26 protein-coding genes are annotated in these 26,161 nt (G+C 61.5%); 11 read left to right on the top strand and 15 right to left on the bottom strand.

From position 1 onward, the window contains the following. Nucleotides 1–31: 31 nt before the first annotated feature. Nucleotides 32–1,051 carry a hypothetical protein gene (locus VGU25_16195; GenBank protein ID HEV2578748.1) on the top strand — a complete coding sequence of 340 codons (1,020 nt, stop codon included), beginning with the start codon at nt 32–34 and terminating at the stop codon, nt 1,049–1,051. Between the two features lie 112 nt (nt 1,052–1,163). Next, the gene (locus VGU25_16190) at nt 1,164–2,111 is read left to right on the top strand and encodes an undecaprenyl-diphosphate phosphatase (GenBank protein HEV2578747.1); all 948 of its coding nucleotides are present in this window, start codon (nt 1,164–1,166) and stop codon (nt 2,109–2,111) included. On the opposite strand, the gene VGU25_16185 is transcribed toward VGU25_16190, so the two are convergent. Next, nucleotides 2,105–2,464 (bottom strand): DoxX family membrane protein, encoded by a 360-nt coding sequence (locus tag VGU25_16185; protein HEV2578746.1) that lies wholly within the window; start codon nt 2,462–2,464, stop codon nt 2,105–2,107. The two genes, VGU25_16190 and VGU25_16185, sit on opposite strands and share 7 nt — an antisense overlap. A gap of 87 nt (nt 2,465–2,551) precedes the next feature. Beyond that, a complete protein-coding gene (locus VGU25_16180) occupies nt 2,552–3,025 on the bottom strand; it encodes a PA2169 family four-helix-bundle protein (protein ID HEV2578745.1) in 474 nt (157 codons plus the stop codon). A 385-nt stretch (nt 3,026–3,410) separates the two neighbouring features. On the opposite strand from VGU25_16180, the gene VGU25_16175 reads away from it, so the two are divergent. Next, nucleotides 3,411–6,143: a DNA translocase FtsK gene (locus VGU25_16175; protein ID HEV2578744.1), complete on the top strand. Its 2,733-nt coding sequence runs from the start codon at nt 3,411–3,413 to the stop codon at nt 6,141–6,143. Here the strand turns inward: VGU25_16175 and VGU25_16170 are convergent. The 3 genes from VGU25_16170 to VGU25_16160 all read right to left on the bottom strand — a co-directional run bounded on the left by VGU25_16170 (nt 6,110) and on the right by VGU25_16160 (nt 8,644). After that, nucleotides 6,110–6,523 (bottom strand): DUF2784 domain-containing protein, encoded by a 414-nt coding sequence (locus VGU25_16170; protein ID HEV2578743.1) that lies wholly within the window; start codon nt 6,521–6,523, stop codon nt 6,110–6,112. The genes VGU25_16175 and VGU25_16170 overlap by 34 nt on opposite strands. Before the next feature lie 4 nt (nt 6,524–6,527). Next, nucleotides 6,528–7,103, bottom strand: coding sequence for a hypothetical protein (locus VGU25_16165; protein ID HEV2578742.1), 576 nt, complete (start codon nt 7,101–7,103; stop codon nt 6,528–6,530). 230 nt (nt 7,104–7,333) lie between these two features. Continuing rightward, nucleotides 7,334–8,644 carry a hypothetical protein gene (locus VGU25_16160; protein ID HEV2578741.1) on the bottom strand — a complete coding sequence of 437 codons (1,311 nt, stop codon included), beginning with the start codon at nt 8,642–8,644 and terminating at the stop codon, nt 7,334–7,336. A 237-nt stretch (nt 8,645–8,881) separates the two neighbouring features. Between VGU25_16160 and VGU25_16155 the strand changes: the two genes are divergently transcribed. From VGU25_16155 to VGU25_16145, 3 genes are all read left to right on the top strand, one after another. Next, a complete protein-coding gene (locus VGU25_16155; protein HEV2578740.1) occupies nt 8,882–9,622 on the top strand; it encodes a response regulator in 741 nt (246 codons plus the stop codon). Between the two features lie 37 nt (nt 9,623–9,659). Then, nucleotides 9,660–10,385, top strand: coding sequence for a response regulator transcription factor (locus VGU25_16150; GenBank protein ID HEV2578739.1), 726 nt, complete (start codon nt 9,660–9,662; stop codon nt 10,383–10,385). 69 nt (nt 10,386–10,454) lie between these two features. Beyond that, entirely contained in the window at nt 10,455–11,498 is a 1,044-nt protein-coding gene (locus VGU25_16145; GenBank protein HEV2578738.1) for a YpdA family putative bacillithiol disulfide reductase, read from the top strand. 8 nt (nt 11,499–11,506) lie between these two features. On the opposite strand, the gene VGU25_16140 is transcribed toward VGU25_16145, so the two are convergent. Next, nucleotides 11,507–12,289, bottom strand: coding sequence for an ABC transporter permease (locus tag VGU25_16140; protein ID HEV2578737.1), 783 nt, complete (start codon nt 12,287–12,289; stop codon nt 11,507–11,509). Between the two features lie 91 nt (nt 12,290–12,380). Further along, nucleotides 12,381–13,331, bottom strand: coding sequence for an ATP-binding cassette domain-containing protein (locus VGU25_16135; protein HEV2578736.1), 951 nt, complete (start codon nt 13,329–13,331; stop codon nt 12,381–12,383). An 87-nt stretch (nt 13,332–13,418) separates the two neighbouring features. Here VGU25_16135 and VGU25_16130 point away from each other — a divergent pair, with 87 nt between their 5' ends. The 3 genes from VGU25_16130 to VGU25_16120 all read left to right on the top strand — a co-directional run bounded on the left by VGU25_16130 (nt 13,419) and on the right by VGU25_16120 (nt 17,667). Beyond that, complete coding sequence (locus VGU25_16130; GenBank protein ID HEV2578735.1) at nt 13,419–14,966, top strand: fumarate hydratase; 1,548 nt, start codon at nt 13,419–13,421, stop codon at nt 14,964–14,966. Nucleotides 14,967–15,124: 158 nt separating this feature from the next. Further along, nucleotides 15,125–16,789: an OmpA family protein gene (locus VGU25_16125; protein ID HEV2578734.1), complete on the top strand. Its 1,665-nt coding sequence runs from the start codon at nt 15,125–15,127 to the stop codon at nt 16,787–16,789. An 86-nt stretch (nt 16,790–16,875) separates the two neighbouring features. Then, nucleotides 16,876–17,667, top strand: a complete 792-nt coding sequence (locus VGU25_16120; GenBank protein HEV2578733.1) for an SDR family NAD(P)-dependent oxidoreductase — start codon at nt 16,876–16,878, stop codon at nt 17,665–17,667. Nucleotides 17,668–17,722: 55 nt separating this feature from the next. Here VGU25_16120 and VGU25_16115 read toward each other — a convergent pair whose 3' ends face one another. From VGU25_16115 to VGU25_16105, 3 genes are all read right to left on the bottom strand, one after another. After that, nucleotides 17,723–17,974 carry a hypothetical protein gene (locus VGU25_16115; GenBank protein HEV2578732.1) on the bottom strand — a complete coding sequence of 84 codons (252 nt, stop codon included), beginning with the start codon at nt 17,972–17,974 and terminating at the stop codon, nt 17,723–17,725. Nucleotides 17,975–18,010: 36 nt separating this feature from the next. Continuing rightward, nucleotides 18,011–18,703, bottom strand: coding sequence for a hypothetical protein (locus VGU25_16110; GenBank protein ID HEV2578731.1), 693 nt, complete (start codon nt 18,701–18,703; stop codon nt 18,011–18,013). A 410-nt stretch (nt 18,704–19,113) separates the two neighbouring features. Beyond that, on the bottom strand, nt 19,114–20,250 hold the full coding sequence (locus tag VGU25_16105; GenBank protein HEV2578730.1) for a DUF481 domain-containing protein: 1,137 nt from the start codon (nt 20,248–20,250) through the stop codon (nt 19,114–19,116). A gap of 139 nt (nt 20,251–20,389) precedes the next feature. Here VGU25_16105 and VGU25_16100 point away from each other — a divergent pair, with 139 nt between their 5' ends. Together VGU25_16100 and VGU25_16095 are read left to right on the top strand one after the other, a co-directional pair. Beyond that, entirely contained in the window at nt 20,390–20,890 is a 501-nt protein-coding gene (locus VGU25_16100; GenBank protein ID HEV2578729.1) for a hypothetical protein, read from the top strand. A gap of 154 nt (nt 20,891–21,044) precedes the next feature. Further along, complete coding sequence (locus VGU25_16095) at nt 21,045–22,235, top strand: lactonase family protein (GenBank protein HEV2578728.1); 1,191 nt, start codon at nt 21,045–21,047, stop codon at nt 22,233–22,235. A 1-nt stretch (nt 22,236) separates the two neighbouring features. Here the strand turns inward: VGU25_16095 and VGU25_16090 are convergent, their stop codons facing one another. From VGU25_16090 to VGU25_16070, 5 genes are all read right to left on the bottom strand, one after another. Beyond that, a complete protein-coding gene (locus tag VGU25_16090; GenBank protein HEV2578727.1) occupies nt 22,237–22,665 on the bottom strand; it encodes an energy transducer TonB in 429 nt (142 codons plus the stop codon). Nucleotides 22,666–22,889: 224 nt separating this feature from the next. Next, entirely contained in the window at nt 22,890–23,939 is a 1,050-nt protein-coding gene (locus VGU25_16085; protein ID HEV2578726.1) for an NAD(P)-dependent alcohol dehydrogenase, read from the bottom strand. Between the two features lie 78 nt (nt 23,940–24,017). Continuing rightward, a complete protein-coding gene (locus VGU25_16080; protein ID HEV2578725.1) occupies nt 24,018–25,217 on the bottom strand; it encodes a beta-propeller fold lactonase family protein in 1,200 nt (399 codons plus the stop codon). Nucleotides 25,218–25,279: 62 nt separating this feature from the next. Continuing rightward, the gene (locus tag VGU25_16075) at nt 25,280–25,822 is read right to left on the bottom strand and encodes an adenine phosphoribosyltransferase (protein ID HEV2578724.1); all 543 of its coding nucleotides are present in this window, start codon (nt 25,820–25,822) and stop codon (nt 25,280–25,282) included. 56 nt (nt 25,823–25,878) lie between these two features. Beyond that, a complete protein-coding gene (locus tag VGU25_16070) occupies nt 25,879–26,160 on the bottom strand; it encodes an acylphosphatase (protein ID HEV2578723.1) in 282 nt (93 codons plus the stop codon). Nucleotide 26,161: the final 1 nt, after the last annotated feature.

Genomic DNA, 26,161 nt, shown 5'->3' with positions numbered 1-26,161 from the left:
GCGCCAGGCTCGACCGTCTAATCTTGCAGGTATGCCCCACGCACGCTTTGCCGCCGCTGCCCTGCTATTGCTCTCTCCCGCTCTGCTGTTCGCGCAGAAGAAGAAGAACAAGAACGACCAGGGGAATGATGATCCCACGGCACGGGCGACGGTGCTGCATGTCGCCAACCTGTACGTGCAGGCAGACAGCAGTAATCCGCCGATCGCGACGGTTACACCGGGGCACGAGCTGGCGATCATGGGCCGCAACGGCGCATGGGTGAATGTATTCGCGAACACGGACGAGAAGGAAGAGCAGGATCCTGACTCCGAGCCGGAGTTCAAGGACCCGAACCAGTCAAATCACCAGTTTTCCGGCTGGATCCACGATCAGGGTGTCGTTGGACCGACTACAGCGAATGGAGACGCAATTCTCTACGGCGCGGCGGCGGAGCTTGAGGCGCAGGCCGCGCAGCCGCACCCGCCCAAAGATGCGGCGCAGGAAGCACACCTGCTCTACGAGCGCGTGCCGGAGTACTTCCCTAACTCGCCGCTGGCCCCAGAGGCGGCGTTTCGTGCGGCGGACATTCGCTGGCAGCTCGATAAGCTGGACATCAGTTCGCTACCCAGCGCGCATGAGCAGGAGGCGTATCTGCGGCCGCAGCTCTACGAAGGCGCGTTGAAGAAGGTAATGAAGATGTATCCGGACTCGGACTGGGCGGCGCGAGCGGCGTATGACCTCATCGACGAGAAGCTTTGCGGCGATTGGCAGGGCCTGGCCAAGTGCCCCGAGATGGAAACGCAGCTCTACCTGAAGTATGCGGACCACTATCCGGGCGGTCCGAAGTCTGCCGAGGCGCTGTACCAGGCGGCGTACCGGCAAGGCGTACTGGTGACGATGTACTCGGTGGACGACGACAAGAAAAACGCCGACAAGGCCGCGCAGAACTGCCAGGCAATCGCCGACCAGTTACAGCAGAAGTATGCGAAGTCCGACTACGCCGCGCGGGCGGAGAGCATCGCCTATCGCGTGAAGCAGGGCATCCCGATCTACGGCAGCGACCGCGACTGAAGAGGCCTTCCGTCGTTGGCTTGCAGGAAGTCCGTTGACACAAAATGCTCCGCCGGTGCAATTGTTCTTCTGGTGTTTAGGGATGCACGTGCCCGAACGCTAAAATCAGGGCATGTCCGTGTTCAAAGTGCTAATCCTGGCGATCGTGCAGGGTTTCGCCGAGCTTCTTCCAGTTTCAAGTTCCGCGCATGTGGTGGTTACAGAGAAGCTGCTCGGGTTAGATCCATCCGCTCCCGAGATGACGCTGCTACTCGTGATGCTGCACACGGGAACGATGTTCGCCGTGATTGCTTTCTTCTGGCGGCAGTGGAAGCGGACGTTCTTCGTCAGCGCGGACGCGTTCAAGCGGTTCGTGGTGCGAGCGATATGGGCCACGGCGCTAACCGCTGTCATCGGCTATCCGATCATTCATGTAATTGAACACCACGAGCAGAAGAAGATCCTGACCGCCTCCGAGACGTCATCCGTCGTTCCATGCAGCTTCGGCAAAGGCGACGTTGAGGCGCTGTTCTCTCGGCTGGATCTTGTTGCCCCTGCACTGTTTGCTGCGGGCATCCTGATTCTGATCGCTGGCATGAAGGAACGCGACAAGTCGCCGCTTGCGAACCTCAGCTATGAGCGCGCGGCCTCCCGCTCCGGGGAGAACGTCACGTTCAAGCAGGCAGGGTGGATGGGGGCCGTGCAGGGATTATGCCTGCCGTTCCGAGGCTTCTCGCGCTCCGGTGCGACGATCTCCACGGGCCTGTTGGCGGGCTCTGAGCGCAGCCGCGCGGAACGATTCTCCTTCGCACTTGCGGTGATTTTGACGCCGCCGGCGCTGGCGCGCGAGGCGTGGAGGGTAGCTCGCGCGTCACACGATGCGACGCCTGGGTGTCAGGTGACCAATCTGCATTCAAGCATCACGGCGGGAGTTCTGGGAATGATTCTCAGCTTCCTAGCGGGCATAGCCGCGCTGCGCTGGCTGAGCTCGTGGCTGGAGAACGGCCGCTGGTACTGGTTCGGAATCTACTGCGTCATTGCGAGCGGAGTCGTCTTCTACCTGCACCATCTCGGTTATTGAAGCTGTCTGCGCGTGTAGCTGAGAGCCCAATAGATGAGAGGGATTTGCAGCGGCAGACGGATCCACAAGAGCCAATGCGGAACGCCGTAACGGTCATAGTTCTCGGCCATCCAGACGTTGGCCGGAAAGACCGCAAGCAAAAGGATGACCAAGCCCCACGCCGCGTACCGCCGCGTTTGCGGGATGAGAAGACCAGCACCTCCCGCGATCTCCGCCGCTCCTGAGCTCAGGACGAGCCCGCGGTGCGCAGGCAGATAATCGGGCACTACGTTGGCGTAGGCTCGGGTGAAGACGAAGTGCGCGATGCCGCCGGCGATGAATAGACTTCCAAGCAGAACTCGCCCGACGCGCACTGAATCACCTCAAGACCAGAACATCGCCAACGCAAAGAAAGCGGCCGCGTTGGCCGCTTTCCTGCAAAGCTAATCCTTGCGTTGTGACTACGCTGCCTTCTGGTCGCGATGGCTCTTCACGTAATCGTGTGAGTTTTCAATGTGGGCCTGCTGCTCGGTCAGAAGCTGGCGGACGGGCAGCGGCAGATCATGATTCAGCGCATCCTTGTACGCCTTCTTGGCCGCGTCCTCGCCCTGCTCCGCCGTTGCGAGCAGTTCGTGGTCTGAACCCATGCCCAGCTTGGCCTTGAGGTCACCCCAGGTGCGATGCAGCGCGCCTGCGGTAGTTCCGGATTCCTTCACATCGGCCATGCCGGCGCGATGCAGTTCGTTCTCAAGCTCTGCACGAAAGTTTGCGCGCTTCAGGCTTTCGGCCAGAAAGTAGCGCTTCAGCGTCTCATCCTTGAGGTGCTCCCCGATATCGGCGAACCCCTTCTGCCCGTCCTGCAAAATTTTGATGACATCAAGCAGGACCCGCTCCATGTCGCGGTTCTTTTCCGATCCTTCGAGTGAATTTGCCATGATTCTCTTCCCCGTATGTTGAATAAGTGCGACCGGGTCTGCGGCTGTGCGCGATTCTCCTTCGCCGTCAGCAAGGGAGAGAAATCGCGAAAATCTCCCGCCCCGGTCATTTCAAGGTGAGCGCCCATGATCCGTATACGGACACGACAACTCCCCTATAGCTGGATGCCTGGAGTTGCGCCAGGTGTTGGCTACCGTGGTTCGACACCTGGCGCAAGTCGCCCAAAGGTGGCGGTCACCAGTCTGGTTCCGGGCCACGCAGGCGCGCAACCCACCGCCGCCTATGGAACAATGAAAGAGCTCTGGTGGTCTTCGGTCCGTTGGCCTGCGCTGCGCAAGATCAGCACGTGCGCAGCGGCTGTGGACCGCGTGCGCCCATCCATTCATGAAGTCCCAGAGACTGGTTTTTGCCCCGACACGTAGCCGCCGCCTCAACGAGATGCTGGGGCTCATCGTGCTCGTCGCCGCCGCCCTCCTTCTCCTCTCGCTCGTCACGTATAACCCCGCAGACCCGTCGCTTAACACAGTCGGCGGAGGCGCGGGCATCCGCCCGGCACACAACTGGGCTGGCCTGATCGGAGCGTATCTTTCCGATTCGCTGCTGCAGGTGCTGGGCGTGGCAGTGCTGCTGGCGCCGGTGGTCATCGGGCGGGTTGGCATCGCGTGGCTGCGCTCGCGGCCGGTAGGTTCCACGAAGGTCAAGGCAGGTGGACTGTTGCTGTGGCTCGTCTTCGCTCCAGCCGCAATCGCGCTGCTGCCTGGCCAGATGCTTTGGCGCGGAGCCATTCCGGTCTCCGGCGTTGAAGGCCGCCTGCTTGCGGACCTTATGATCGAGTTCGTCAACTTCCCCGGCGCGGCCGTGATCTCCGCGCTGATGGTGGCTCTCTCGCTCTATCTCACGACGAGCTTCCTGCTGGCGACCGCGCCGGAGTGGTTTGCCGAGCACTTCGGCTTCTTCCGCCGCATGCGCGAGCGCTATCTCGCCTGGAAAGAACGGCGTGCAGCGCGTGCCCAAAGCCGCGCCGTTAGCGTGAAATTCGACGAAGACGCAGCCTATCTCAGCCGCCGCGAACGTATCGCAGCACGCGAGCGCGCAGCGCAGAAGGCCGCCGCACCGAAGCAGCGCGATCGCGGAGACTCACTGCTCGCCGGCTTCTTTGGCTGGTTCGGACGCCGGCACCGCACTGCTGCTCCAGTTCCGGTGGTCGAGGCCGAAGAGGCCGTGGCTCCGGAGGGCGCCTCCGTCTGGCAGAACATTCCACGCACGCTGGTTGATGCCCCCGCTGCGAGCAGCCTTGCGACTGCGGCCGCTGCTGCAGCGCCCTACGCGGCACAGCTCGCTGCGGCAGCCGCTCCACTGCGCTCTACCGAGGTTGAGGAACCGTTCATCGAAGCTCCTTCACGGAAGAATGACGACGGGTGGCTCGAAGCGCCTGAGCGCAATGCGCCGGCGCCGCTGTTCACGAGGAAAGCCGCCGAGGCTCCCATGCCGGAGCCCGCTCCGGCCCGCGTGCCGCCAGCGCGGCAGAGGCCTGTCGCTGTTCCCGAACCGCCGATGCCGTCGCCCGTCGCGGACATCGCCGCGCAGAATATCGCCTTCGGCAAGCGCGCGGACGCGAACATTCAAGCCATTGCTCTGCCGCCGAAATCCGTGCGCGGCTACAAGCTGCCGTCGAGCTCGCTGCTCTTCCGCGACACCGTGCAAGCGACTGTTCGCGAGGACGCACTGCGCGAAGAGGCTCGCCTGCTCGTCGAGAAATGCGCCGAGTTTGGCGTGAACGGCAACGTTGAGCAGATCAATCCAGGCCCTGTGGTCACGACCTTTGAGTTCCGCCCCGACGCCGGCGTGAAGTACTCGCGCGTCACCGGACTGGCCGATGATCTATGCCTCGCGATGGCCGCCGAGAGCATCCTCATCGAGCGCATGCCCGGCAAGTCCACCGTCGGTATCCAAGTGCCGAACTCCGAGCGCGAAACCATCTGGCTGCGCGACGTGGTCGAGTGCGAGAGCTTCGTACAGTCAAAGTCGAAACTGCCCATTGCTCTCGGCAAGGACATCAACGGCCGCATCGTGACAGCGGATCTCGCTGCGATGCCGCACGTGCTCATCGCCGGTTCGACGGGCTCAGGTAAGTCCGTCGCCATCAACGCGATGATCATGAGCGTACTGTTCAAGTCCACGCCGGAGCAGGTGCGCATGATCCTGGTCGATCCGAAGCGCGTCGAGCTCGGCATGTACGAAGGCATCCCGCATCTCTTCACGCCGATCATCACCGAGGCCAAACTGGCCGCGAACGCGCTGCGCAACGCCGTGAAGGAGATGGAGCGCCGGTTGAAGCTGCTTGCAGCGAATCACGTGCGCAACATCGACCAGTTCAACAAGCTCTTCGAAAATGGAAGCGACTACCTCTTTGAGGACGTAAACCAGGAGCCTCTGCCCTACATCATGATCATCATCGACGAGCTCGCGGATCTGATGATGCTTGATCGCGCGAACGTCGAAGAAGCCATTACACGTATCGCCCAGATGGCACGCGCTGTCGGCATCCATCTTGTGCTCGCGACGCAGCGCCCATCGGTCGACGTGATCACGGGCCTGCTCAAAGCTAACGTGCCCACGCGCATGAGCTTCCGCCTCGCCACCAAGGTCGACTCGCGCACCATCATCGATTCGAACGGCGCAGAGTCGCTGCTCGGCCGTGGCGACATGCTCTTCCTTCCGCCGGGCACCTCACGCCTGCAACGCGTGCACGCGCCCTTCGTTACCGAGAAAGAGATCAATGCCGTCACCCAGTTCTGGAAGGCGCAGGGTCAGGCGGAGTACGTCGAGGGCTTCCTCGAAGGACCAAAGGACGAGAAGGGCGACAGCCTGGGCAGCGCGAACGATGGCGAAGAGAACGACCCGATGTTCGACGACGCTGTCCGCTTGGTATTCGAGTTCGGCAAGGCCTCGACTTCGCTGCTGCAGCGCCGCCTGCGCATCGGCTACGGCCGCGCAGCACACCTCATCGACCTCATGGAGCGCGACGGGCTCGTTGGCCCAGCTGATGGTTCGAAGCCTCGCGAGCTTCTGAAGTCGCCGAGCTACTTCAGCGAAGTGGATTCGGCAATGCGATAGCTGGCGAATCGCGAGTTTTGCTTCTTGCTCCACCAGATCCACGCGCGCCCGGCATAGATTGCCAGGATGATCGAACAGGCCGACACACCCGCGGTGGTCACCAGCCAATACGGCGCGTTCGGATAGATCAGCGCCTGCACGCCACGCAGAATGAAATTCCCTTGAACTGCGTGGGCGCCGGCGCGAGCCGCGAGATAGTCCTCCAGGATTGTCAGCGGGCATGGCCACGGGCCAATCTCGACGATGATTCCCCAAACCAGGCACGCAAGATGCGCCGCCGTCCACGCCGGCCGTCCCCTCGTCCACACCACTCCAATGAGCACCAGCACAATCCAGAGCAGGTGGATCAGAATCACAGCATCTGCCAGCGCTGCCGTCATCGCGTCATGGCTTCCGGCGCAGCCAGCGGATCAGGTCAGTGCGCGCACGCTCATAGGTCGGCTCGCCCTTCGAATACCTTGCGATCGTGCCGTGACCTTTGCCGCTGTACCAGTTGAGCGAAAACGCTCCTGCTGGTGCACGTGGCGGGCTTTGCGTCTCAGCGCCGACGTGGACATCGTCCGGTTTGAGCGCTGCCTCCGCCGCTGCCGTCGGCTCCAGCGAGACGTACTCCTCCGCCCGGCCTTCAGCCGAGAAGCGCTCGAAGTTGTAGCGTGCCTGCGAGCGGCCCACGGGCTCGAAATACTCGCGCACAATCCAGCGCTGAGGCTTGCCGTCGATTGGCACTTCGAACGAGTCGATTACATCGCTCTCCCGCGCGCTGATGCCCGGTGCTCCGCGCTCACGCGCGGCGCGCAGAACCGCACGTTCGCGGTCGAACTCGTTCCAACGACCCAGCTCTGCTTCAACGATGACAAGGTTCTTGTGCGCCACCCAAAGCTGCGGCTGAGCAGCGACAACTCGCCGGTAGTCCAGCTCGGCCGCTTCGTACTCGTGCAGCGCGAGCTCCGAATCGGCCACGCCCAACTCCGCATCGACACTATCGGGATGCGCGTGCAAATAGGCGCGATAGAGCTCCTTTGCGCGCTCATAATGCCTGGCTGCGAGTTCCTGACGCGCAGGCGCCAGAGCGCTTCGTGGGCTGGGTTCAGTGCTGCCTGGGATCTGCGCAGACGATACCCCAGAAAGCACACACAACAACAGCGTCCCTGCTAAACATAAGCTTTGCAACTCACGAGAACGCCCGAACCTCATCCAATGACCTCATGCTTATAACGCACGTACTGCAGCGCGATCACACCAGCAACGCTGATCCCGGCGATCAGCAGGACCCACGGCAGATCTCGCCCTGGCCTGCGCTGTTCCCGGTCCGCCCCAGCCGGCACATACATTGGATTCTTCTGCTCAGGTCCGAGTGTCCCGGCTATGGGCCGCGCAGCCGCCACAAAATGTCGCGCGTAGCTATAGGACGGCCCGGAGAGCTCTGCGTCACCATAACGCAGCATGTAGCTTGTGTCCCGCCGCGCCTCGAAACATAACCTGCGCTCGCGCATCTCGAGGTCCACGCGTTCAATCGGTAGCGGCGCAGAGCTACCGTTATCCACGCTCGCCGTCACTTTCGCCGGCGAGGCCAGGTTGGCACCGATCACCGTATTGATCGCAAGCAGGTTCGAGTCGATCGCAGGAACTTCCTGCGTCGCGCTCCGCACCACGCGAAAGATGTGGCCCGACACACCTTCGGCAGCGCCCAGCGCCGCGAAACCAGTCTCCATCGGGGTCGCCGCAACGGTTGCATCGCGCATGAACTCGTCGTGAAATTGCGGCTCCAGCACGAATCGCGCTCGCTCAATCGGAACATGTGCGGGAACGACCACGGTTGCGATCGACCAATGTCCCTGCTGTTCGACATTCGAAGCCGAGGCGATCGTCGTGTACACCGTCTTGTCCTCACGGACCGGCGGAACAGTTGCGCCGGAGATCAACGAACGCTCGACGGTCATCGCCCGGCCCTCCAGGTCAGCCAGCCGAAGCTGTACGTGCAGCAGCGGATAACTCACATCCCCCAGTGCGAGCACCGTTGAACGTGCGAGACCCTCCCCACTCAGATCAAACAACGCAGAAGTGCCGAGCGCAGTCGCCTTGCCCCGCGAGTCCACTCCCGAAACCTCTGCCACACCGACGAAGTTCTTCGCCTTCAGATCCAGGTCGACTTCGGTATAGTCGCCCGCGGGCATAGCAAGATCGAACACGAGCGCGCCTTGATGCACAGCGACATTGCCCACGGTCGCCGGCTGCGGATCCATGGTGGCCGGTCCACTTTCGGTCAACGCGAACGGCACGTTGAACTCATGCTGTCCGTCGCGACCGTAGATACGAACGTCACCCGCACCTGTGCTCTCGGTGTGCGCAAAAACCGTGCCGTCCAGCACGATGCAGCTCTGCCCTGCTGCCTGCGCAGGCAGAAAAATCTCGCGCTGGTACCGCAGATGCCGCGATGGAGAAGGCGCCGCCGCGGAGCCCAACTGCCACAGCAGCAAAACAATGGCAGCCGACGACCTCAATGGCGCTCACCTGCATCCCGGCCGCGCGTCAACCGACCGTATTGGCTGGCCGCGAGGCGATCGAATTGTAAAGACGAGCACATCAGATCAGGACTGGCCTAACTGTATCGTGTCCCTTTGTCGCTTCGGGCGAAAGAAGATTGCGGGGGTCATACCTCAGCAGATGCCCCTCGGGCGTGCCGCGCTTCGCCTGGGCTAATCTGATCTGGCATGACCGAACCAAATCTAGAGACACAAGTGTTGATCGTCGATGACGACCCGATCATGGGTGAGCTGCTCGACGCGCTGCTTACCGTCGAGGGGTATCGCGTCACCCGCGCACTCTCCGGCGACGAGGCCCTCCAAGTCGCACGCGAGGGCACGCCGAAGCCGAGCGTCATCCTTTGCGACATCCAGATGCCCGGCATGCGCGGCGGTGAACTCGCCAGCGCCCTGGCCGCAGAACGCGACGCCGCCCGGCTGCCCGCAGACACCGTGATCCTCGCGATGAGCGGCAGTGGACCGCGTGAGGATGAGTTGCAAGACTTCGACGGATTCTTGCGCAAGCCCTTCTCCGTCGTTGACTTCGCGCACGCAATTGAGCAAGCCCGCGCACGCACTGCGGACGTTACAACGAGCATCGCTGAGCGTCCTCACAGAGACGAAGGCAGCAACATTCGGCCGCCGCTCGATGACACGATTTTTACGCAAATGAAATCAAAAATCGGCAGTGACTCGCTGCGGCAGCTCTATGACATGACCTTGGACGACGTCCGGAGCCGGCTCGCCCTCATCGCCGCCGCCGTGGAGCGTGGCGATCTGGCCACAGTCCGTCAGGAGGCCCACACCATCAAGGGAAGCTGCGGGATGGTGGGAGCGTTGGAGTTACAGGCGCTCGCCGCCGCCGCGGAAGGGGGTTCCCCGGTGGATACCTCCGCCCTTGCGGATTTCGATTCGGCGTGTAAGCGGCTGGAGCGTATGCTGAACGAGAAATTGTAGGATTGAATAATTAGGCCCTATGGAGAGCCCACACAAGATGCCCACACCTGTACTTCGCAAACCCGCTTCGGGACCCCAGGTCACCGGAGTTCCAGGTCACCAGACGATTCGCATCGTCGTTGCCGATGACCATCCCGTTGTCCGCTTTGGCGTGAAGAACATGCTGACCAGCGAACCCGGCTTTGAGGTGGTCGGCGAAGCCAACGACGGCGACGAAGCCATCACCCAGACGCTTGAGCTCGAGCCGGACATTCTTCTGCTCGACCTCGCGATGCCTAAACTTCCGGGCCTCGAAGCGATGCGCGCCATCATGAATCGCTCGCCGCGCGTAAAGATCGTTCTGCTCACCAGTCTCATTTCCACCCAGCAGATCATCGAGGCGCTGCAGATCGGCGCACGCGGCATCGTGCTCAAAGACTCCGTCGCCAGCGATCTCGGCGAGAGCCTGCGCGCGGTGCTTTCTGGCGACTACTGGATCGGCGGCAAGCGCGTCGTCAATCTTCTCTCTGCGTTGCACGACCTCATGCAGCAGGCCGCCGCCGTGCCGGAGAAGAAGACCTACGGTCTCACACCGCGCGAGCTCGAAGTCGTTACCTGCATCGTTGAAGGCTGCTCGAACAAGGACATCGCGAAGCAGTTCACAATCAGTGAAGAGACCGTGAAGCGCCATCTGTCGAACATCTTCGACAAGACGGGCGTCAGCACGCGTCTCGAGCTTGCGCTGTTCGCCATCAGCCACAAGCTGGTCGACATCGACGCATAAACTCTGGCTTCAATAGATCGAAGGAAGGGCCGCATCCTTGCGGCCCTTTCGTTCCATACAATCTGATTTATGAGCGAACAAGCCATCCACGACGTGCTCGTCATCGGCGCCGGCCCCACAGGTCTCGCGTGCGCCATTGACGCGCAGAACGTCGGCTGCAACGTTGTGCTCGTCGACAAGGGCTGCCTGACGAACTCGCTCTTCCATTACCCGGCGAACATGACCTTCTTCACCACGCCGGAGCTGCTGGAGATCGGCAACATCCCATTCCCTTCACCGAACCAGAAGCCCAGCCGCAGCGAAGCGCTCGAGTACTACCGCAAGGTGACCGCGCATTATCGGCTCGACGTGCGGCCGTATGAGCTCGTCACTAGCGTCACGGGCGGCGACGGCGACTTCACCGTGCACACCGAAGACCGCTTCGGCCGGCCCCTCCAGCACCGCGCGCGGAAGCTGATCGTCTCCACGGGCTACTACGATCTGCCGAACCACCTCAACGTCCCCGGCGAGGAACTGCCGAAGGTCTCGCACTATTACGACGAGCCGCATCCATATTTCAGCCGCGATGTGATCGTTGTGGGCGGCAAGAACTCCGCCGCGATCGCCGCGCTGGAGCTTTATCGTCATGGAGCGCACGTCACGCTCGTCCACCGCGGCGCCGAACTGCACCGGCACATCAAGTACTGGATCAAGCCGGACATCGAAAACCGCATCAAGAGAGGCGAGATCACCGCGCATTTCAACACAACAGTTGAGCGCATCGGGCTCGATGATGTAGTCCTGAAGACTCCACTTGGCACCAAAACAATCCCGAACCATCACGTCTTTGCGCTCACGGGCTATCGTCCCGACTTCACCTTCATCGAGTCTCTTGGCATCAAGCTGGATGCGAAGAATTCGCGCTGCCCCATCTGCAACCGGCAGACCCTCGAATCCAACGTGCCCGGCATCTACGTCGCGGGTGTCGTCGTCGCGGGAGAGCGCACCAATGAAATCTTCATCGAGAACGGCCGCTTCCACGGCGCACTCATTGCCAAGGACCTCGCCGAAAAGCTGAGCAAGGGCGAGGTCGGGTCGCCTGTTGCTCCCGAGCATACCTACGCCGCGGAATAGTCGTTCCGCTAGCTGACGACGCGCCGCCGGAATCCGCGCATTCCGAGCCACGTCAGCAGCACGAGAAACAGGATCAGCAGCACCAGAATCATCCAATCCGGCATGTGATGCATCGTCGGCGTCAGCGCGGCGCGCAGGCCTTCGCTGATGTACACGATCGGATTCACGAGCACGCCATACTGCAGCCACTTCAAAGGCCCGAGCGCGGCCCACGGGTAGTACACGCAACCAAGAAACGTGATCGGTACCACGACGATGCCAAACACCAGGCCGATCTGTTTCGGCTGCACTGACGTGCCGATGGTCAATCCGAGCGCGCCCGAGAGCAGACTCGCAAGAATCAGCACCGCAATCAAAAACGGCCAGCTCGAAACATGCGCCGCCACCGGCGTGCTCGGAACGTAGTACGCAAGCGGGAATACTATCGCGGCCGCGACGATGCTTTGCAACGCTGAAAAGACAATCTTCTCGATCGCGACCGCGCCAATCGGCAACGGGCACATGACGCGATCGTCAATCTCGCGCGTAACACCGAACTCCTGCGCGAGCGGTAGCGCAACCGCGGCGATTCCGGAAAACATAATCGCAACCGCCATGAGTCCGGGCAGGAGGACCGTACCGAAACTCCCGCCGCCAGCCGCGGCCATGTTTGCCGTCGGATTCAGCGCGGCGCCCCCCGACATGTGCGGCATCACGTACGTAAAAACAAATAGAAACAGCAGCGGATTCATTCCCACGCGAACCAGGAACGGTCCAACCTCGCGCCGCAGCACGAAGACGTCACGCAGCATCAGACCGAGGAACGCGCGCGTGTAGCTTCCGCGCCGTCCAACCGTCTTCGCGCTTCGTGCTGCTACAGCGATTGCCACTGTGCCACTCTCCCTACTCACGCAGATCGCGCCCCGTCAACCGAATGAATACCGTCTCCAGCGTTGGTTCGGCTGTCGTCACATCATGCAGCCCGTACTTATTCGCGGTCGTAATCACCTGCGGCAGCAGGCCCTCGCGCGTCTGCGCCAACACTCGCAGCCCGCTCTCGGTCGGCTCGACACCCGTCACACCCGCCAACTGACGTATCTGTTCCGCGAGGCGCGTGCGATCGGCGGTCTGCGCCAGCCGTAGATCGTAAAGCTTGTCGCCGCCAACACTCGCCTTCAGCGCCGCCGGCGTATCCTCCACCAGAATCCTGCCGTGATCGATGATCGCCACGCGATCACACAACGCATCCGCCTCCTCCATGTAATGCGTCGTGAGCACCACCGTGATGTCCTCAGCGCGCAGCGCACGCACCGCATCCCACATCGCAATCCTGCTCTGCGGATCGAGGCCTGCGCTCGGCTCATCCAGAAACAGAACGCGCGGATGGTGTGCGATCGCGCGCGCAATCTGCAGCCGCTGGGCCAGGCCGCCACTCAATTGCTGCGGATACGCAGAGGCGCGGTCATGCAGGCGGAACTGCTCCAGCAGCTCGGCGGTACGTCTTCGTGCCTCAAGCCCGCTCATGCCGAAATAAAGGCAATGAAACCGGATGTTCTCCGCGACCGTGCACGACCGATCCAGCGTGTTGTACTGCGGCACAACGCCAATCGCGCGCCGCGATATCGCCGGATGCTTCACGACATCCACCCCCGCAATCCGCACCTCGCCCGCGGTCGGGACAGCGCGCGTCGTCGCAATCGAAATCGTCGTCGTCTTCCCTGCACCGTTTGGTCCGAGCAGACCGTACAGCTCGCCCGGCCGCACCTGCAGGTCGATGCCGTCGATAGCAGTGACCGGCACTTTGCCGGTGTACACCTTGCGCAGCCCGCGGATGTCTACAATAGCGTCGCTCACGGTTTCGTCCAGAGCCCGATTTTACAAGCCCCACCTGCCCCAGCAATGTCCTGCAACCCGCGAATACAATAGAGTTTTGGTGGACTTATGAAACCGATCCAGCAGGACGACCTCATCGAAAGCGTGCGCGCCGCGCTGCAGTACATCAGCTTCTATCACCCCGTCGACTACATCACGAACCTCGCGCGCGCTTACGAGCTCGAGCAATCGCCCGCCGCGAAGGACGCGATGAAGCAGATCATCGTGAACTCGCGAATGTGCGCCGAAGGTCACCGCCCCATCTGCCAGGACACCGGCATCGTCACCATCTTTATCAAGCTGGGGCTCGAGTGTCACCTGATGAAAGGCGATGGCCCCGCAACCATGTCGCTGCAGGATATGTGTGACGAGGGCGTGCGTGAGGCGTGGCTTGACCCCGACAACAAGCTGCGCGGGAGCATCCTCGCTGACCCCGCCTTCAGCCGCAAAAATACCAAGGACAACACGCCATGCGTTGTCGAGGTCTCGCTCGTTCCCGGAGACCAGGTTGACGTGACCGTCGCTGCGAAGGGGGGCGGCAGCGAGGCGAAATCGAAGTTTGTGATGCTCAATCCGAGTGACTCCATCGTCGACTGGGTGGTGAAAACCATTCCTACGATGGGCGCGGGTTGGTGCCCGCCCGGCATGCTCGGCATCGGCATCGGTGGCACGGCGGAGAAGGCGATGCTGCTCGCCAAGCAGAGTCTCATGGACCCGATCGACATGCAGGAACTGAAGGCGCGGGGACCAAAAACCAACATCGAAAAGCTGCGCGTCGAGCTCTACGACAAGATCAACGCACTCGGCATCGGCGCGCAGGGAGTGGGTGGGCTCACCACTGTGCTCGACGTGAAGATCCTGGACTGGCCGACACACGCAGCGAATCTTCCTGTCGCAATGATCCCCAACTGCGCTGCAACGCGGCACGCGCACTTCGTGCTCGATGGTTCCGGCCCGGTGTATCTCGATCCGCCGTCGCTTGAGAACTGGCCGAAGATGACCTACGAAGCGCATGGCGGCAAGCGCGTTAATCTCGACACTGTCACACGCGAGGAAGTCGCAAGCTGGAAGCCGGGCGAGGTGCTGCTGCTGAATGGCAAGCTGCTGACCGGCCGCGACGCCGCACACAAGCGCATGACCGACATGCTCAACCGCGGCGAGAAGCTGCCGGTCGATTTCACCAATCGCTTCATCTACTACGTCGGCCCGGTGGATCCCGTTCGCGGCGAGGTTGTCGGCCCCGCTGGACCAACTACCGCAACGCGCATGGACAAGTTCACGCGTCAGATGCTCGAACAGACTGGCCTTCTCGGCATGATCGGTAAAGCGGAACGCGGCGTCGCAGCGATCGATGCGATCCGCGACAACAAGGCGGTGTACCTGATGGCCATCGGCGGCGCGGCGTATCTAGTATCGAAGGCAATAAAGAAATCTACCCTCGTTGCGTTCGAAGACCTTGGCATGGAAGCAATTTACGAATTCGAAGTCGTCGACATGCCCGTTACGGTTGCCGTGGACAGCAACGGAACGAGCGTGCACATTACCGGTCCTGAGGAGTGGAAGGAAAAGATCGCGCACAGCATGGCGGTCGCGGGCGTGCCGATTCTGGGCCAATAATCGCGCTAAACAGTTTAAGGCAACTTTTTCTATAGGTTTCATCATCCCGAGGTTGGGCCACCCTTTCTAATTTTGCGCGCATCGCACTTGTATGGAGCGCCCGCTGAGGCGCGCGCCTGCCGTGTGCAGTCTGGCGGGCAAGCAAGGAGACGAAAGAAATGTCCGGCAAACTGAAGGTTTTTGCAATCGCTTCGACAGCGCTCTCGGTGGTATGTGCCCTGAGTTCCACAGTCCGTGCGCAGGAGCCGAATCCAACCACCGTTGCGCCCGGCGCGAAGAGCGCCAACGTAATGGCGCAGGGACCGAACGGTGTCTACGTCTATCACGTCAAGGTGGTGCAGAGAGAGCTCGATGCAGTGAACTATCTGAACCGCAGAGGATCGACGCACGTGAACTTCGTCGGCACGGAGTTGATGCCGAACGCGCACGGCGACGCGAAGGTGGATTCGCTGACAGGCAAGACGCACGTCTCGGTTCATTTCGCCGGGCTCACACCGGCGAACGGCTTCGGGAAAGAGTATCTGACGTATGTCCTGTGGGCAATCTCCGCGGACGGCCGTCCGCAGAACCTGGGAGAGCTTGAGCTGGCTGGCGACAAGGCCAGTCTTGATGTGACGAGCTCCTTCCAGTCGTTTGGAATGATTGTGACTGCCGAGCCCTACTTCGCCGTCTCGCAGCCGAGCGATGTGGTTGTGCTGAAGAACGTGTTCTCGGACAAAACACAGGGCGTGCTGGAAGAAGTGAACGTTCACTACCAGCTTCTGCCGCGCGGCCTTTATGCGAACACGGAGGGCGCGCACTCGAACCCTATGCCTGTGACGGATCGCGAACACGTGCCTCTGGCGCTGTTTGAGGCGTACAACGCACAGCGAATCGCGCAGCAGGTTGGAGCGGATAAGGACGCTTCGGACATCATGCAGGAGGTTCACACCGACCTCGAGAACGCGCAGGCGATTCAGGACTCCAAGCATCGCAATGTGCAGATGGAGATCACGGATGCACGTGAGGCCGTGCAGCGCGCTGAGGATGCGCGGCTGACCACACTACGCAAGCAGGATGAGGAGCATCAGCGCCAGCAGGAGGAGGCCAAACAGCAGGCCCAGTTGCAGGCGCAGCAGTCGCAGATGCAGGCGCAGCAGTCGCAGCTGGAAGCGCAGCAGGCACAGGCTGCGGCAGACCGTGCTGCAGCTCAGAAGGCCGAGGCCGACGCAGCGCGTGCTCGCGCGGAAGCGGAAGCTGCCGATGAACGCGCCAAGGCAGCCGAGGCCCAGCGCCAGGCTCAGCAGAGCCAGCAGAGTGCCGCCGATGCACGCGAAAAGCTGCGCACGCAACTGAACAGCGTTCTTGAGACGACCGAAACAGCGCGCGGACTGATCGTGCACATGGGCGATGTGCTCTTCGACACGAACAAGTACACGCTGAAGCCAAATGCGCAGGTAAGCCTTGCCAAGGTGGCAACGATCCTGACGCTGTATCCGAACCTGCGGGTTCAGATCGAGGGCTACACGGATTCGACCGGTGCTCCGGCCTACAATCAGACGCTCAGCGAAAACCGGGCGGACGCAGTACGCGACTTCCTCGTACAGAATGGCGTCCCGCAGGCCAGCGTGAGCGCGCAAGGCTTCGGAGCGACGAACTTCGTGGCGGACAACGGAACGGCCGCCGGACGCCAACAGAATCGGCGCGTAAACCTGGTTGTCTCGGGTGCTGCGATTGGTGTCCAGACGCAGCCGGAAGGTGAACCGGGAGCAGCTGCCGCGCCCGCTCCAAATCCTGCTCCGGCGCCGCCGCAGAATCCTACCGGCGTCGCGAACCCGCAATAACTTTCAACCATCCGAAACGCTTTGACGAGAGCGCGATGAACTTCATCGCGGTCTTCGTGTATCTCTAAAAGAGAAAGCGAGGAACAGTGAGCTACTCTCTGGCAGGCAAGATTGTGTTTGTGACGGGCGCGACGGCGGGCATCGGCGAGGCGACCGCGAAGGCGTTTGCGCGCGAAGGCGCGAAGCTGCTGTTGTGCGGCCGGCGTTTAAACAAGTTGAGCGCGATGCAGGAAGAGCTCCGCAGCCTGGGTGCCCAGGATGTGCACATCTTCGAACTGGATGTACGCGACAACAGCAAGGTCGAGAGCGCGATGAATTCGCTTCCTGAAGCGTGGAAGCAGATTGAGGTGCTGGTGAACAACGCGGGATTGAGCCGCGGCCTCACGAAGCTGTACCTCGATGCGATCGAGGATTGGGAGGAGATGATCGACACCAACGTGAAAGGGCTGTTGTATGTGACGCGTGCGGTGGTGCCGGGCATGGTGGAGCGCGGCAGTGGGCACGTCATCAACCTGGGATCGATTGCGGGTCACATCGCGTACCCGAACGGCGGTGTGTATTGCGCGACGAAGGCTGCGGAGCGGTTCATCAGCGACGGGTTGCGCCTGGACCTGAACGGCACGCCGGTGCGCGTGACCTCGGTCGATCCAGGGATGGTGAAGACGGACTTCAGCCGTGTGCGATTCCGCGGCAACGAGGAGCGCGCGGCCAAGACGTATGAGAACGTCGAGCCGCTACTACCGGAAGACATCGCCGATGTGATTGTGTGGACCGCGACGCGCCCGCCGCACGTGATGATTCAGCAGGTGGTGCTGACGCCGACGGCGCAGGCGAATCCGTTCGTGCTGACGAGGGGAAAGCTAGAGGGTAGACAGTAGAGGGTAGAGAGTAAAAGCGGCTTCGCCCACTCCTCTACGCTCTATCCTCTGCTCTCTAAATCTTGATGGACCAGCCGAGCTGTTCGAGCTCGCGCTCGATGGTGGCGAGGGCGAGTTCGAGGGCGGAGCGGCGGTGGGGGCTGGAGGTGCGCTCGGAGAGAACGCGCTCACGCTGCATCTCGAGGTCCTGGATGCGGCGCTTGCGGTCGGCGGCTGAGGCTGCGTCGGCAGGGTCGCCCTGCGGCTTTGGCGCTGCGCTCTGAGCCTGTTGTTCTTCGACGTTCTTAGACTCCCAGCCCTTCGACATACCTCTATGGTACGCCTGGGGTGGGAGTCGAGAAGGTTACTTCTGGCGGCCGAAGCGGTAGACGATTCCGGCGTTGACGCCGAGATTGCCCTGCACAGAGCCGCCAGAGGGACTGGTGAACGTCGTCACGACGTATGTGGGCAGCACGCGGAACGCGAGGTTCGGGAACAGGTTGATGTCGGCGGCGAGGTTGAAGACGGCGGCGGGGCGCACGGCGTCCTGCCAGAAGCCAGTCTCGGTGTAGTTGAGACCCTTGGAGGCGCCGGAGAAGTTGCCGTCGACGATGCCGCCGGCACCTTCCGCGCTGAGGGCGAAGCGCAGATTGGAGTAGAAGCGGTAGCTGGCGCCGCCGGTGAAGGCGTACTCGTTGATCTGCGGGTTCGGGTTGAGGACCTGGTTGCCGTTGCGGAGGGGTTTGCCGTTACCGAACATGCCGCGGGCGTCGACCAGGATGGCGAGCTTGGGGTTCAGGTAGTAGTGCGGCGCGAGGTTCCAGGTGACCTCGTTGTTGCTCTGCGTGTACTCGCCGGAGTGGAAGCGCATGTAGGCGCCGCCGCCGAAGACTTCCCAGCGGTGGGTGTAGGTGTCCTTGATCGTGCGCTGGATGCGAGCTTCGCGGCTGGAGTTAGTTTCGTGGCGAGTCGTGGGGGTTTGGGCAGCGGCAGCGGTGGAGATGAGGACCGCTGCGAGTGCGGCGGTGCAGCCAGCCGCGAACTTCCGAAGATCCATCGAGGGCAAACTCCTGCAGTACAGAACGTGGCGAGCGATAAAGTGCTCGCATCGTTCCATTAGAACATTGGAGCGAGGGAGGTATCTCCCTCCCCCTGCGTATTGTGTCAAATTCTTGAAAACAGGCGAGTTGCGAGTGGACCAACAATGCAAAATCCTGATTCCAGAGGCTTTGCGGGGAAAATATCTGGAATCAGCAACTTGCGCAGTGCGTGCGGTCCACGCGCGTGAGAGCTCGGAGCGGTCAGCTACGAGCTATGAGCTTTCAGCTTTGAGCTTTTTGTCTATATCTCTATTTTACGAAATCGGAGGTAATTAATTCCGCTCATTTTGAGCCAGTGTTTATGCGGGTTTGAAGCGCTTCCGGACTTGACAACATTTCGCACAGGCTCGTCGTTTATCGCGCGACGTTACTTGAAAGCGTAGTTCACACCAGCGACAAACTGGAGCGAGTTGGCTTTGTAGCCGGGTGACGGGTTGTGGAGGTAGTTGTCGGTGGCGTTGAAGGTGACGCCGAGGCGCTTCCAGGTGGGAAGCACGAAGCCGGCGGTGAACAGGGCGGAGTAGTCGGTGGGGTGGTTCCAGGAGGGGATGTACTCGGCGGTCTGGGTGAAGGCAATTTTGCGGGGAAGCGTGCGTCTATAGGCTTCGCCGAAGATGGTGCCGATGAGGTCGACGTTCGAGGAGGCGACGAAGAAGTTCTGGCGCTCGTAGTGAATGTCGGCCTTGAGGTCGAGTTGATGGCGGGCGGTTTCGAACGGGGTCCAGCCGATGCCGCCGCCGTAGAGTTGCTGGAGCGAGAGGCCCTGGGCGAAGTTGTGGTCGAAGGAGAGGTTGGCGAGACCGTAGAGGTGGGGGGTGAAGTACCAGTCATGTTCGCCGTCGGCGTGAAAGATGCTGGTCTTGGTAATGGCGGCAGGCGATGGCGGAACGGTCTGGGGGATCACGGCGGAGGTGGCTTTGCCGTAGGTTTCGATCACGTTAAGGGTCATGCGCTGGCGCGGCGGCAGGAATGTGACCGTGGGGATGAGGCGCGCGAGAGCGAGGCCGGCCGTGAAGACGGTGTCGTTGTCCGTGGAGCGGACGAAGGTAGCGCCGGCGGTGACGGCTCCGGTCCAGCCCTGCGTGAGTTTGATTTCGTTATGGACCTCGCGATCGTAGGTAGGCGTGTCAATGAGGTAGCCGACGTCTTTGACGGGCAGCGTGACGGGCGGCTGCGCCGGCGGCGTAACGGAGACGTTGCCCTCGGCTACGCTGATCTGGCCCTGGCCTACGAGGTTGGTCTTGCTGGGCGGGCCTTTCTTGAGCATGGAGAAGCTGCCGGCGGAGCGAATCTCTTTCACCTTGTCGAGGGATATGGTGACCTCGCCGGCCATGTCGCTTTTGAATACAACGGAGCCGCCTGCGGCGCGCTCAAGATGACCGGTGAGCTGGTCGCCGTTGGTGAAGATGAGGATGTCTGGCTGTGGTGCAGGCTTTTGGGCGAGAGCTGTGGCGGCGAAGAGGATGGTCAGAGCGAGGGCGGGGATCGTTCGCAGGGAACGCAAGATTGGCCTCCAAATGGATTACCTAGATAGATGCGACTGGATGGCCCTTGCTGAGAATGTCATCGTACAGCAGCCCCCTCAACAATGAGGACGTGTCGGGTTGCGTGGTGGTGAGCGGGTCGATAGTCTTGAGAGTGCCATGTATGAAGACTTTGTAGCGACAGACCGCTGGACCGAAGAGCCGCAGCACTGCGTGTGGAAGGGTACCGTGGTCGCAATCGCGACGCGACACGCCGATGCCACCGATATTCGATTTGCCGTGAATGGGCGGCCGCTGTGGATTGCCATGCCGAATGACGCGTGGGTGGAGCAGAAGCGGCGCAACGGAAAGGTGATCACGGATTATCTCGCAGCGCAGGCGGCGGGGCGGTACCTGAGGCAGTCGATTGAAAACGGCTATGACAACGGCCGCGAGTTCTACACGATGACTGTGGATGAAGTCCTGGAGCATGTGGCCGCGGTGGTGAAGGAGATCGATGGCCGCGTGGAGAGGCTGCCGGCGCTGCCGGTGGTGAACTCCGATGCGCATCCGACGGAGCTGGACTTCAAACTGCCGGGCGAGCCGGATACCCTGGCGAGCACGATGGGGCTGCCGGTTGGCGAGAATCTGCCGCCGGGCGCAGCAGGCGAGCGGACGTAAGAGCGAGTGGTTAGTAGTTAGTGGTTAGTAGTTAGTTGAAGACAGGCCCTGGTTGAAAAGGTTTCAGGGTGTTGGTGAGGCTAGCGGTTTTCGGGGTCCTTCGACTTCGCGCTTGGGGCGCTACGCTCAGGATGACGGATCTCAAGGGGGCGTGGTGGCGGGATATAGCCGGCGGCAGTTTGTTGGACGGGCGGTGGCGCTGCCGTTTGCGCTGCGTGGGATGGCAGCGGCGCAGGCGACCGGTCGGTTTGTGGCGCGCGGGAAGGGCTCGTGCGTGCTGCTGGGCTCGGACACCGGCAAAGGCGTATACCGCGCGCCGTGGAATGCGGCGACGGGCACGCTGGGCGCGGTGGAGCTGGCAGGAGCAGCGGAGCGGCCGTCATTTTTGGCGAAGCATCCGTCGTTGCCCGTGGTGTATGCGGTGAATGGCGTGAGCGGCGATGGCGCGGCGATCTCGAGCTTTCAGGTGAACCCTACGGTGGATGGGTTGGTGGAACTGCAACCGCTGAACAAGGTGGGGTCACAGGGTAATGGGCCGTGTTACGTGTCGGTGGACCCAACGGGCGAGATGGCGTTTGTGGCGAACTATGGGGGTGGAAGCTTCGCGGCCTTTCGCGTGACAAATGTGGGCGCGCTGGCGCAGGCGATTGGGGTTTTCAAATACACGCAGGCGACGCACGGGCCGGTGACGGACAGACAGGACGCGGCGCATATTCATTGCGCCACTATCGCTCCGGGCAATCGATATGTGTTGGCGTGCGATCTTGGCGATGACGTGATTCTCGTGTTTCCTGTGGGGCCGGGCGAGGGAGACTATGTGCGCGTGCCGATTCGCGTGCAGGCGCGTGCCGGGTCGGGGCCGCGGCATGTGGCGTTTCATCCGAATGGACGGTGGGTGTACTGCATTCATGAGATCGATTGCACGATCGATGTGTATGACTGGAGTGTCGAGGGCGGCGCACCAGTGATGAAGCTGCGTGAGAACAGCGTGGTGTCGACGCTGGACAAGGGCATGAGCACGAAGGGCCAGACGGCGTGCGAGATTGTGATCAGCGAGGATGCGCGGTTTTTGTACTCGTGCACGCGGGGCGAAGACACGATTACGGTGTGGCGGATTGATGAGAGCGGGTACCTGACGCAGATGCAGAAGCTGAGCAGCGGAGGGAAGGTGCCACGGTATATCGCGTTCGACCCTGCAAAGAAGTGGCTGGTGTGCTGCAACCAGGGTGCTCACGGTGATCCGGGGAACGTGACGGTGTTTTCGCATGACGCGGCGACGGGACGGCTCGGCGTGAGGCCGAAGACGTTTGCGGCGACGACGCCGATGTTTACGTTGTGGGTATAGCTCAGTTCGGGAATCGGTTGCTGTCGAAGTTGAACCTCACGATTGCATGGCACTGAACGGGTGCACCGTCTTTCAACACAGGCGCGAAGACCCATTGGCGAAGCGCGTTCTCTGCTTGGTTGCGCAGGAGTGGATGACCCCGGGCGACGGTGACATCTACGACGTGCCCATCCGGCCCGACCGTAGCAACGAGTTCCACTAGACCGGCCGCCTTAGCTTTTGCCATGGGCAGGTAGTCGGGAGTGACCATCCGGACCTCATCGGCGCCACGGCGAAACAAGATGTGCTGAGTAATGCCAGAGGCGTTCGCTTGTTCGGGATAGCGAAACATTTTGGCGTCGGCGATCGCGGCAGCGGCGAGATCCTTTGGGCCTGAGATTGCTTTGGCGTGCGCGACGCCTCCCTTGCTGTCTAGGTCGAGGGAGAGCACGACCTCTCCTTTAGCGCCATTCGCACTGTCTGTATCCATAAGGACAGGATCCAGTTCGACAGCTTTATTGGCGAGGGAGTCCGCTTGTAACGCGGACGCCGGCGATGCCACACTTTGGAGCGGAGAGAGTGCAGCGAGAGCGAGCGTGAGTGTGGGAAGCAGTCTTTGGATTTGCATTCCTGTGAAGTTTGCAACCCGAAGAAAGGAAGAGCAAGAGTTTTCTATCAGCTCTTTCTCAGGGATTTGTTGTCGAGGACGAAGCGGTATTTGACGTCGTTCTTGAGGACGCGGTCGTAGGCTTCGTTGAGTTTGTCGTAGGTGGTGAGTTCGATGTCGGCGACGATGTTGTTGTCGGCGCAGAAATCGAGCATCTCCTGGGTTTCTTTCATGCCGCCGATGCCGGAGCCGGCGAGGGAACGGCGGTTCGCGACGAGCGAGAACGGCTGCACGGAGATGGGCTTGTCAGGAAGGCCGACGGAGCAGAGCGTGGAGTCGAGCTTGAGGAGCGCGAGGAGGGCGTCGATGTCGTGCGGGGCAGAGACGGTGTCGAGGATGAAGTCGAAGGTGCCGGCGTGTTTCTGCATGGCGCCGGCATCTTTGCTAAGGACGACTTCGTCGGCGCCGAGGCGCTTGGCGTCGGCGATTTTGGATTCGGATGTGGTGAATTGCACGACGTGGGCGCCGAAGGCGTGAGCAAACTTGAGGGCGAGATGGCCGAGGCCGCCGAGTCCGACGACGCCAACTTTTTTGTTGGGGCCGGCGCCCCAGTGGCGGAGCGGTGAGTAGGTGGTGATGCCGGCGCAGAGGAGTGGCGCTGTGGCGGCGAGGTCGATGCCGGGCTTGAGGGTGTGGACGAAGTGCTGGGGCGTGACGATGGTGTCGGAGTAGCCGCCGTAGGTGCGGGTGCCGTCGCGGAGAGTGGCATTGTAAGTGTCGCGGCAGCCGCCGTCGGAGCAGTAGACTTCGAGGTCGGCGCGGCAGTTGGCGCAGTGCATGCAGCTTTCGACGATGACGCCGACGGCGGCGAGGTCGCCGGGCTTGAAGCGCGTGACGGCGGAGCCGACGGCGGTGACGCGGCCGACGATCTCGTGGCCAGGAACCATGGGGAAGAGCTTGTTGCCCCAGTCGCCATTGACCTGGTGGATGTCGGAGTGGCAGATGCCGCAGTAGTCGATGGTGAGGACGACGTCGTCGGGGTTGGGCTCGCGGCGCGTGAAGGACCAGGGAGCGAGAGGCGCGGATTGGGAGGCAGCGGCGTAGCCGAAGGATTGCATGAGGGGATCTCCTGAGAGGTTTGCAAATTGCGAGCGAGAGAATCAGAAGGGACTGGGAGCTTCAGGCGCAAAGACCCGCTAAGGAATCTTCACATGGACAATGTCTCTCCCACCAGTACCAGCAAAGGGGGCTCCCGGCAGCACCGCGAGCGCACCGGTATCTTTGCCAATCGACATGGCCACGATGTTGTTTTTTACAGGGCCGATCGTGGCGAAGAGGACACCGGCGTCCGGATCGACCACGAGATTTCCCAATCCGTCCTGATACGCGGAGCCCGGCACCACAACTGGCGATCCGGCAATCAGCGAAGGTAAGCCGGTCGTTTCATCGATAGAGAACTCCGTGATTTTGCTATCAGGGTAGCTGCTGACATAGATCGTATTTGTCGCGGTATTGATCGCCATTGAGGCGGTGGTGCTGCCATCTTGGCTGGTCGGAAAAGGTGACCCCGCAACATTCGTCAGCGCACCTGTCGAGCCATTGACCGCGAAAGCCGCTAAGCCTCCGCTGAATAGAGTCGCGTAGAGGAAGCTACCGTTGCTATCGAATCCTAGGTGTGTCGCTTGCCCACCGGCCGGCACGGTGAACGGTGAACCTTGCGCTGGGGACAGCGCTCCAGTCGACTGGTTGATTTGATAAACGTAGATGCTGTTCCCGTCGCAGACATACAAGAAGTGCCCCTGAGGATCGAATACGCCTTCGGAGAATTCGGACAGCGAGGATACGGTTGCGATTCCGATGCTCGTTAACGCTCCTGTGGTGGCATCTAGTTTGTACTGCTCGATATACGAGTCCCCAAAGGCTTCGATGATGTAGAGGAAGTTCCCCGTGGGGTGAATCACCATCGAGCTAATAGAGTGAGCGGCGATCAATAAAAAAGGCGCGCCGGGTACTAAGTTTTGCAATTGCAGGCCAGGACCGACGAGCCGATAGCCGTTGATGCTTTCATACCCTGAAGAAATGGAGTACATGAAGGAGTTGGAGGGAGTTACAACCATTCCGCCTTCTAGATCAGCTGTATCTTGACTAACCGGTGAACCGACTGCCCCCGTACTAGTGTTTACGGTGGAAACGAAGACACCATTCACATCGGAGGCCTGCAAGAGGTAGTCGCCAGATGATGGCGGAGTAAACGCCGGCGTTCCAGTTATGGTGCCGCCTCCGCTGTTGTCTGAAGTGCCGGCCTGATTGGCGCCGCCGCAACCAATGACGAAAGACAGAAAAATCAGCAGAGATACAGGTACGATCTCTGCGGAGCAGGAAATACTGGCCCGCATAGCTTCTCCATGATTTCAGCGCGGAGTTTACCACTGAGTCTCTCCAGAGGACACACAAGAAGTTACTCGTTGTAGTGGAGGAGGCTGAGGACGTCGTATTGCGGGAAGCGGTTGCGGCCGCGGAGGAAGTCGAGCTCGATGGCGACGCCGAGGGAGACGACGACTCCGCCAAGTTTTTCGACGAGGTCGACGCTGGCCTGCATGGTGCCGCCGGTGGCGAGGAGGTCGTCGACGATGATGACGCGCTGGCCGGGGCGGATGGCGTCCTTGTGGATCTGCAGCGAGTCGGAGCCGTACTCGAGGTCGTACTTGACGGTTTCGGTGGGCGCGGGGAGCTTGCCGGGCTTGCGGATGGGAACGAAGCCGGCGTTGAGACGATAGGCGAGCGCGGGGCCGAAGATGAAGCCGCGGGCTTCGATGCCGAGAACGAGGTCGATGTCCTTGCCGATGTAGTACTGCGCGAAGGCGTCGATGAGCTGCGCGAAGCCGGTGCGGTCCTTAAGGACGGTGGTGATGTCGTAGAAGAGGATGCCGGGGCGCGGAAAGTCAGGGACGGAGCGGATGAGCGCTTTGAGCGGCTCGCAGTTGATTTGTTTTTCGGACATGGGGCTTTCGTTGGGAGTAGTTAGTGGGTAGTGGTTAGTGAAAGGCAAAAGCAAGCTCACCAGGCGCCCTGGATTTCGAAGTCGCGGAGGCTGGCGGCTTCGGATTCGTCGAGCTCGTGTTCGATGACGTGGTCGACTCGGCTGCCGCGGGAGCCTTTCTTGAGCTCGGCGCGGAGTTCGTCGAGATCTTCGCGGGGGCCGGTGGCGACGACCTCGACGGAGCCGTCGTCGGTGTTGCGAACCCAGCCGCGGAGGCCGAGCTCGGAGGCTTCGCGGTGGACGAACCAGCGGAAGCCGACTCCCTGGACTCGGCCACGGATAAGGAAGTGAAGAACCATG

It is taken from the genome of Acidobacteriaceae bacterium (assembly GCA_035944135.1).
In the GTDB taxonomy this organism is placed as follows: Bacteria; Acidobacteriota; Terriglobia; order Terriglobales; family Acidobacteriaceae; genus Granulicella.
The sequence above is the reverse complement of the archived record's forward strand: the minus strand, read 5'-3'. Positions and strand labels throughout refer to the sequence as shown.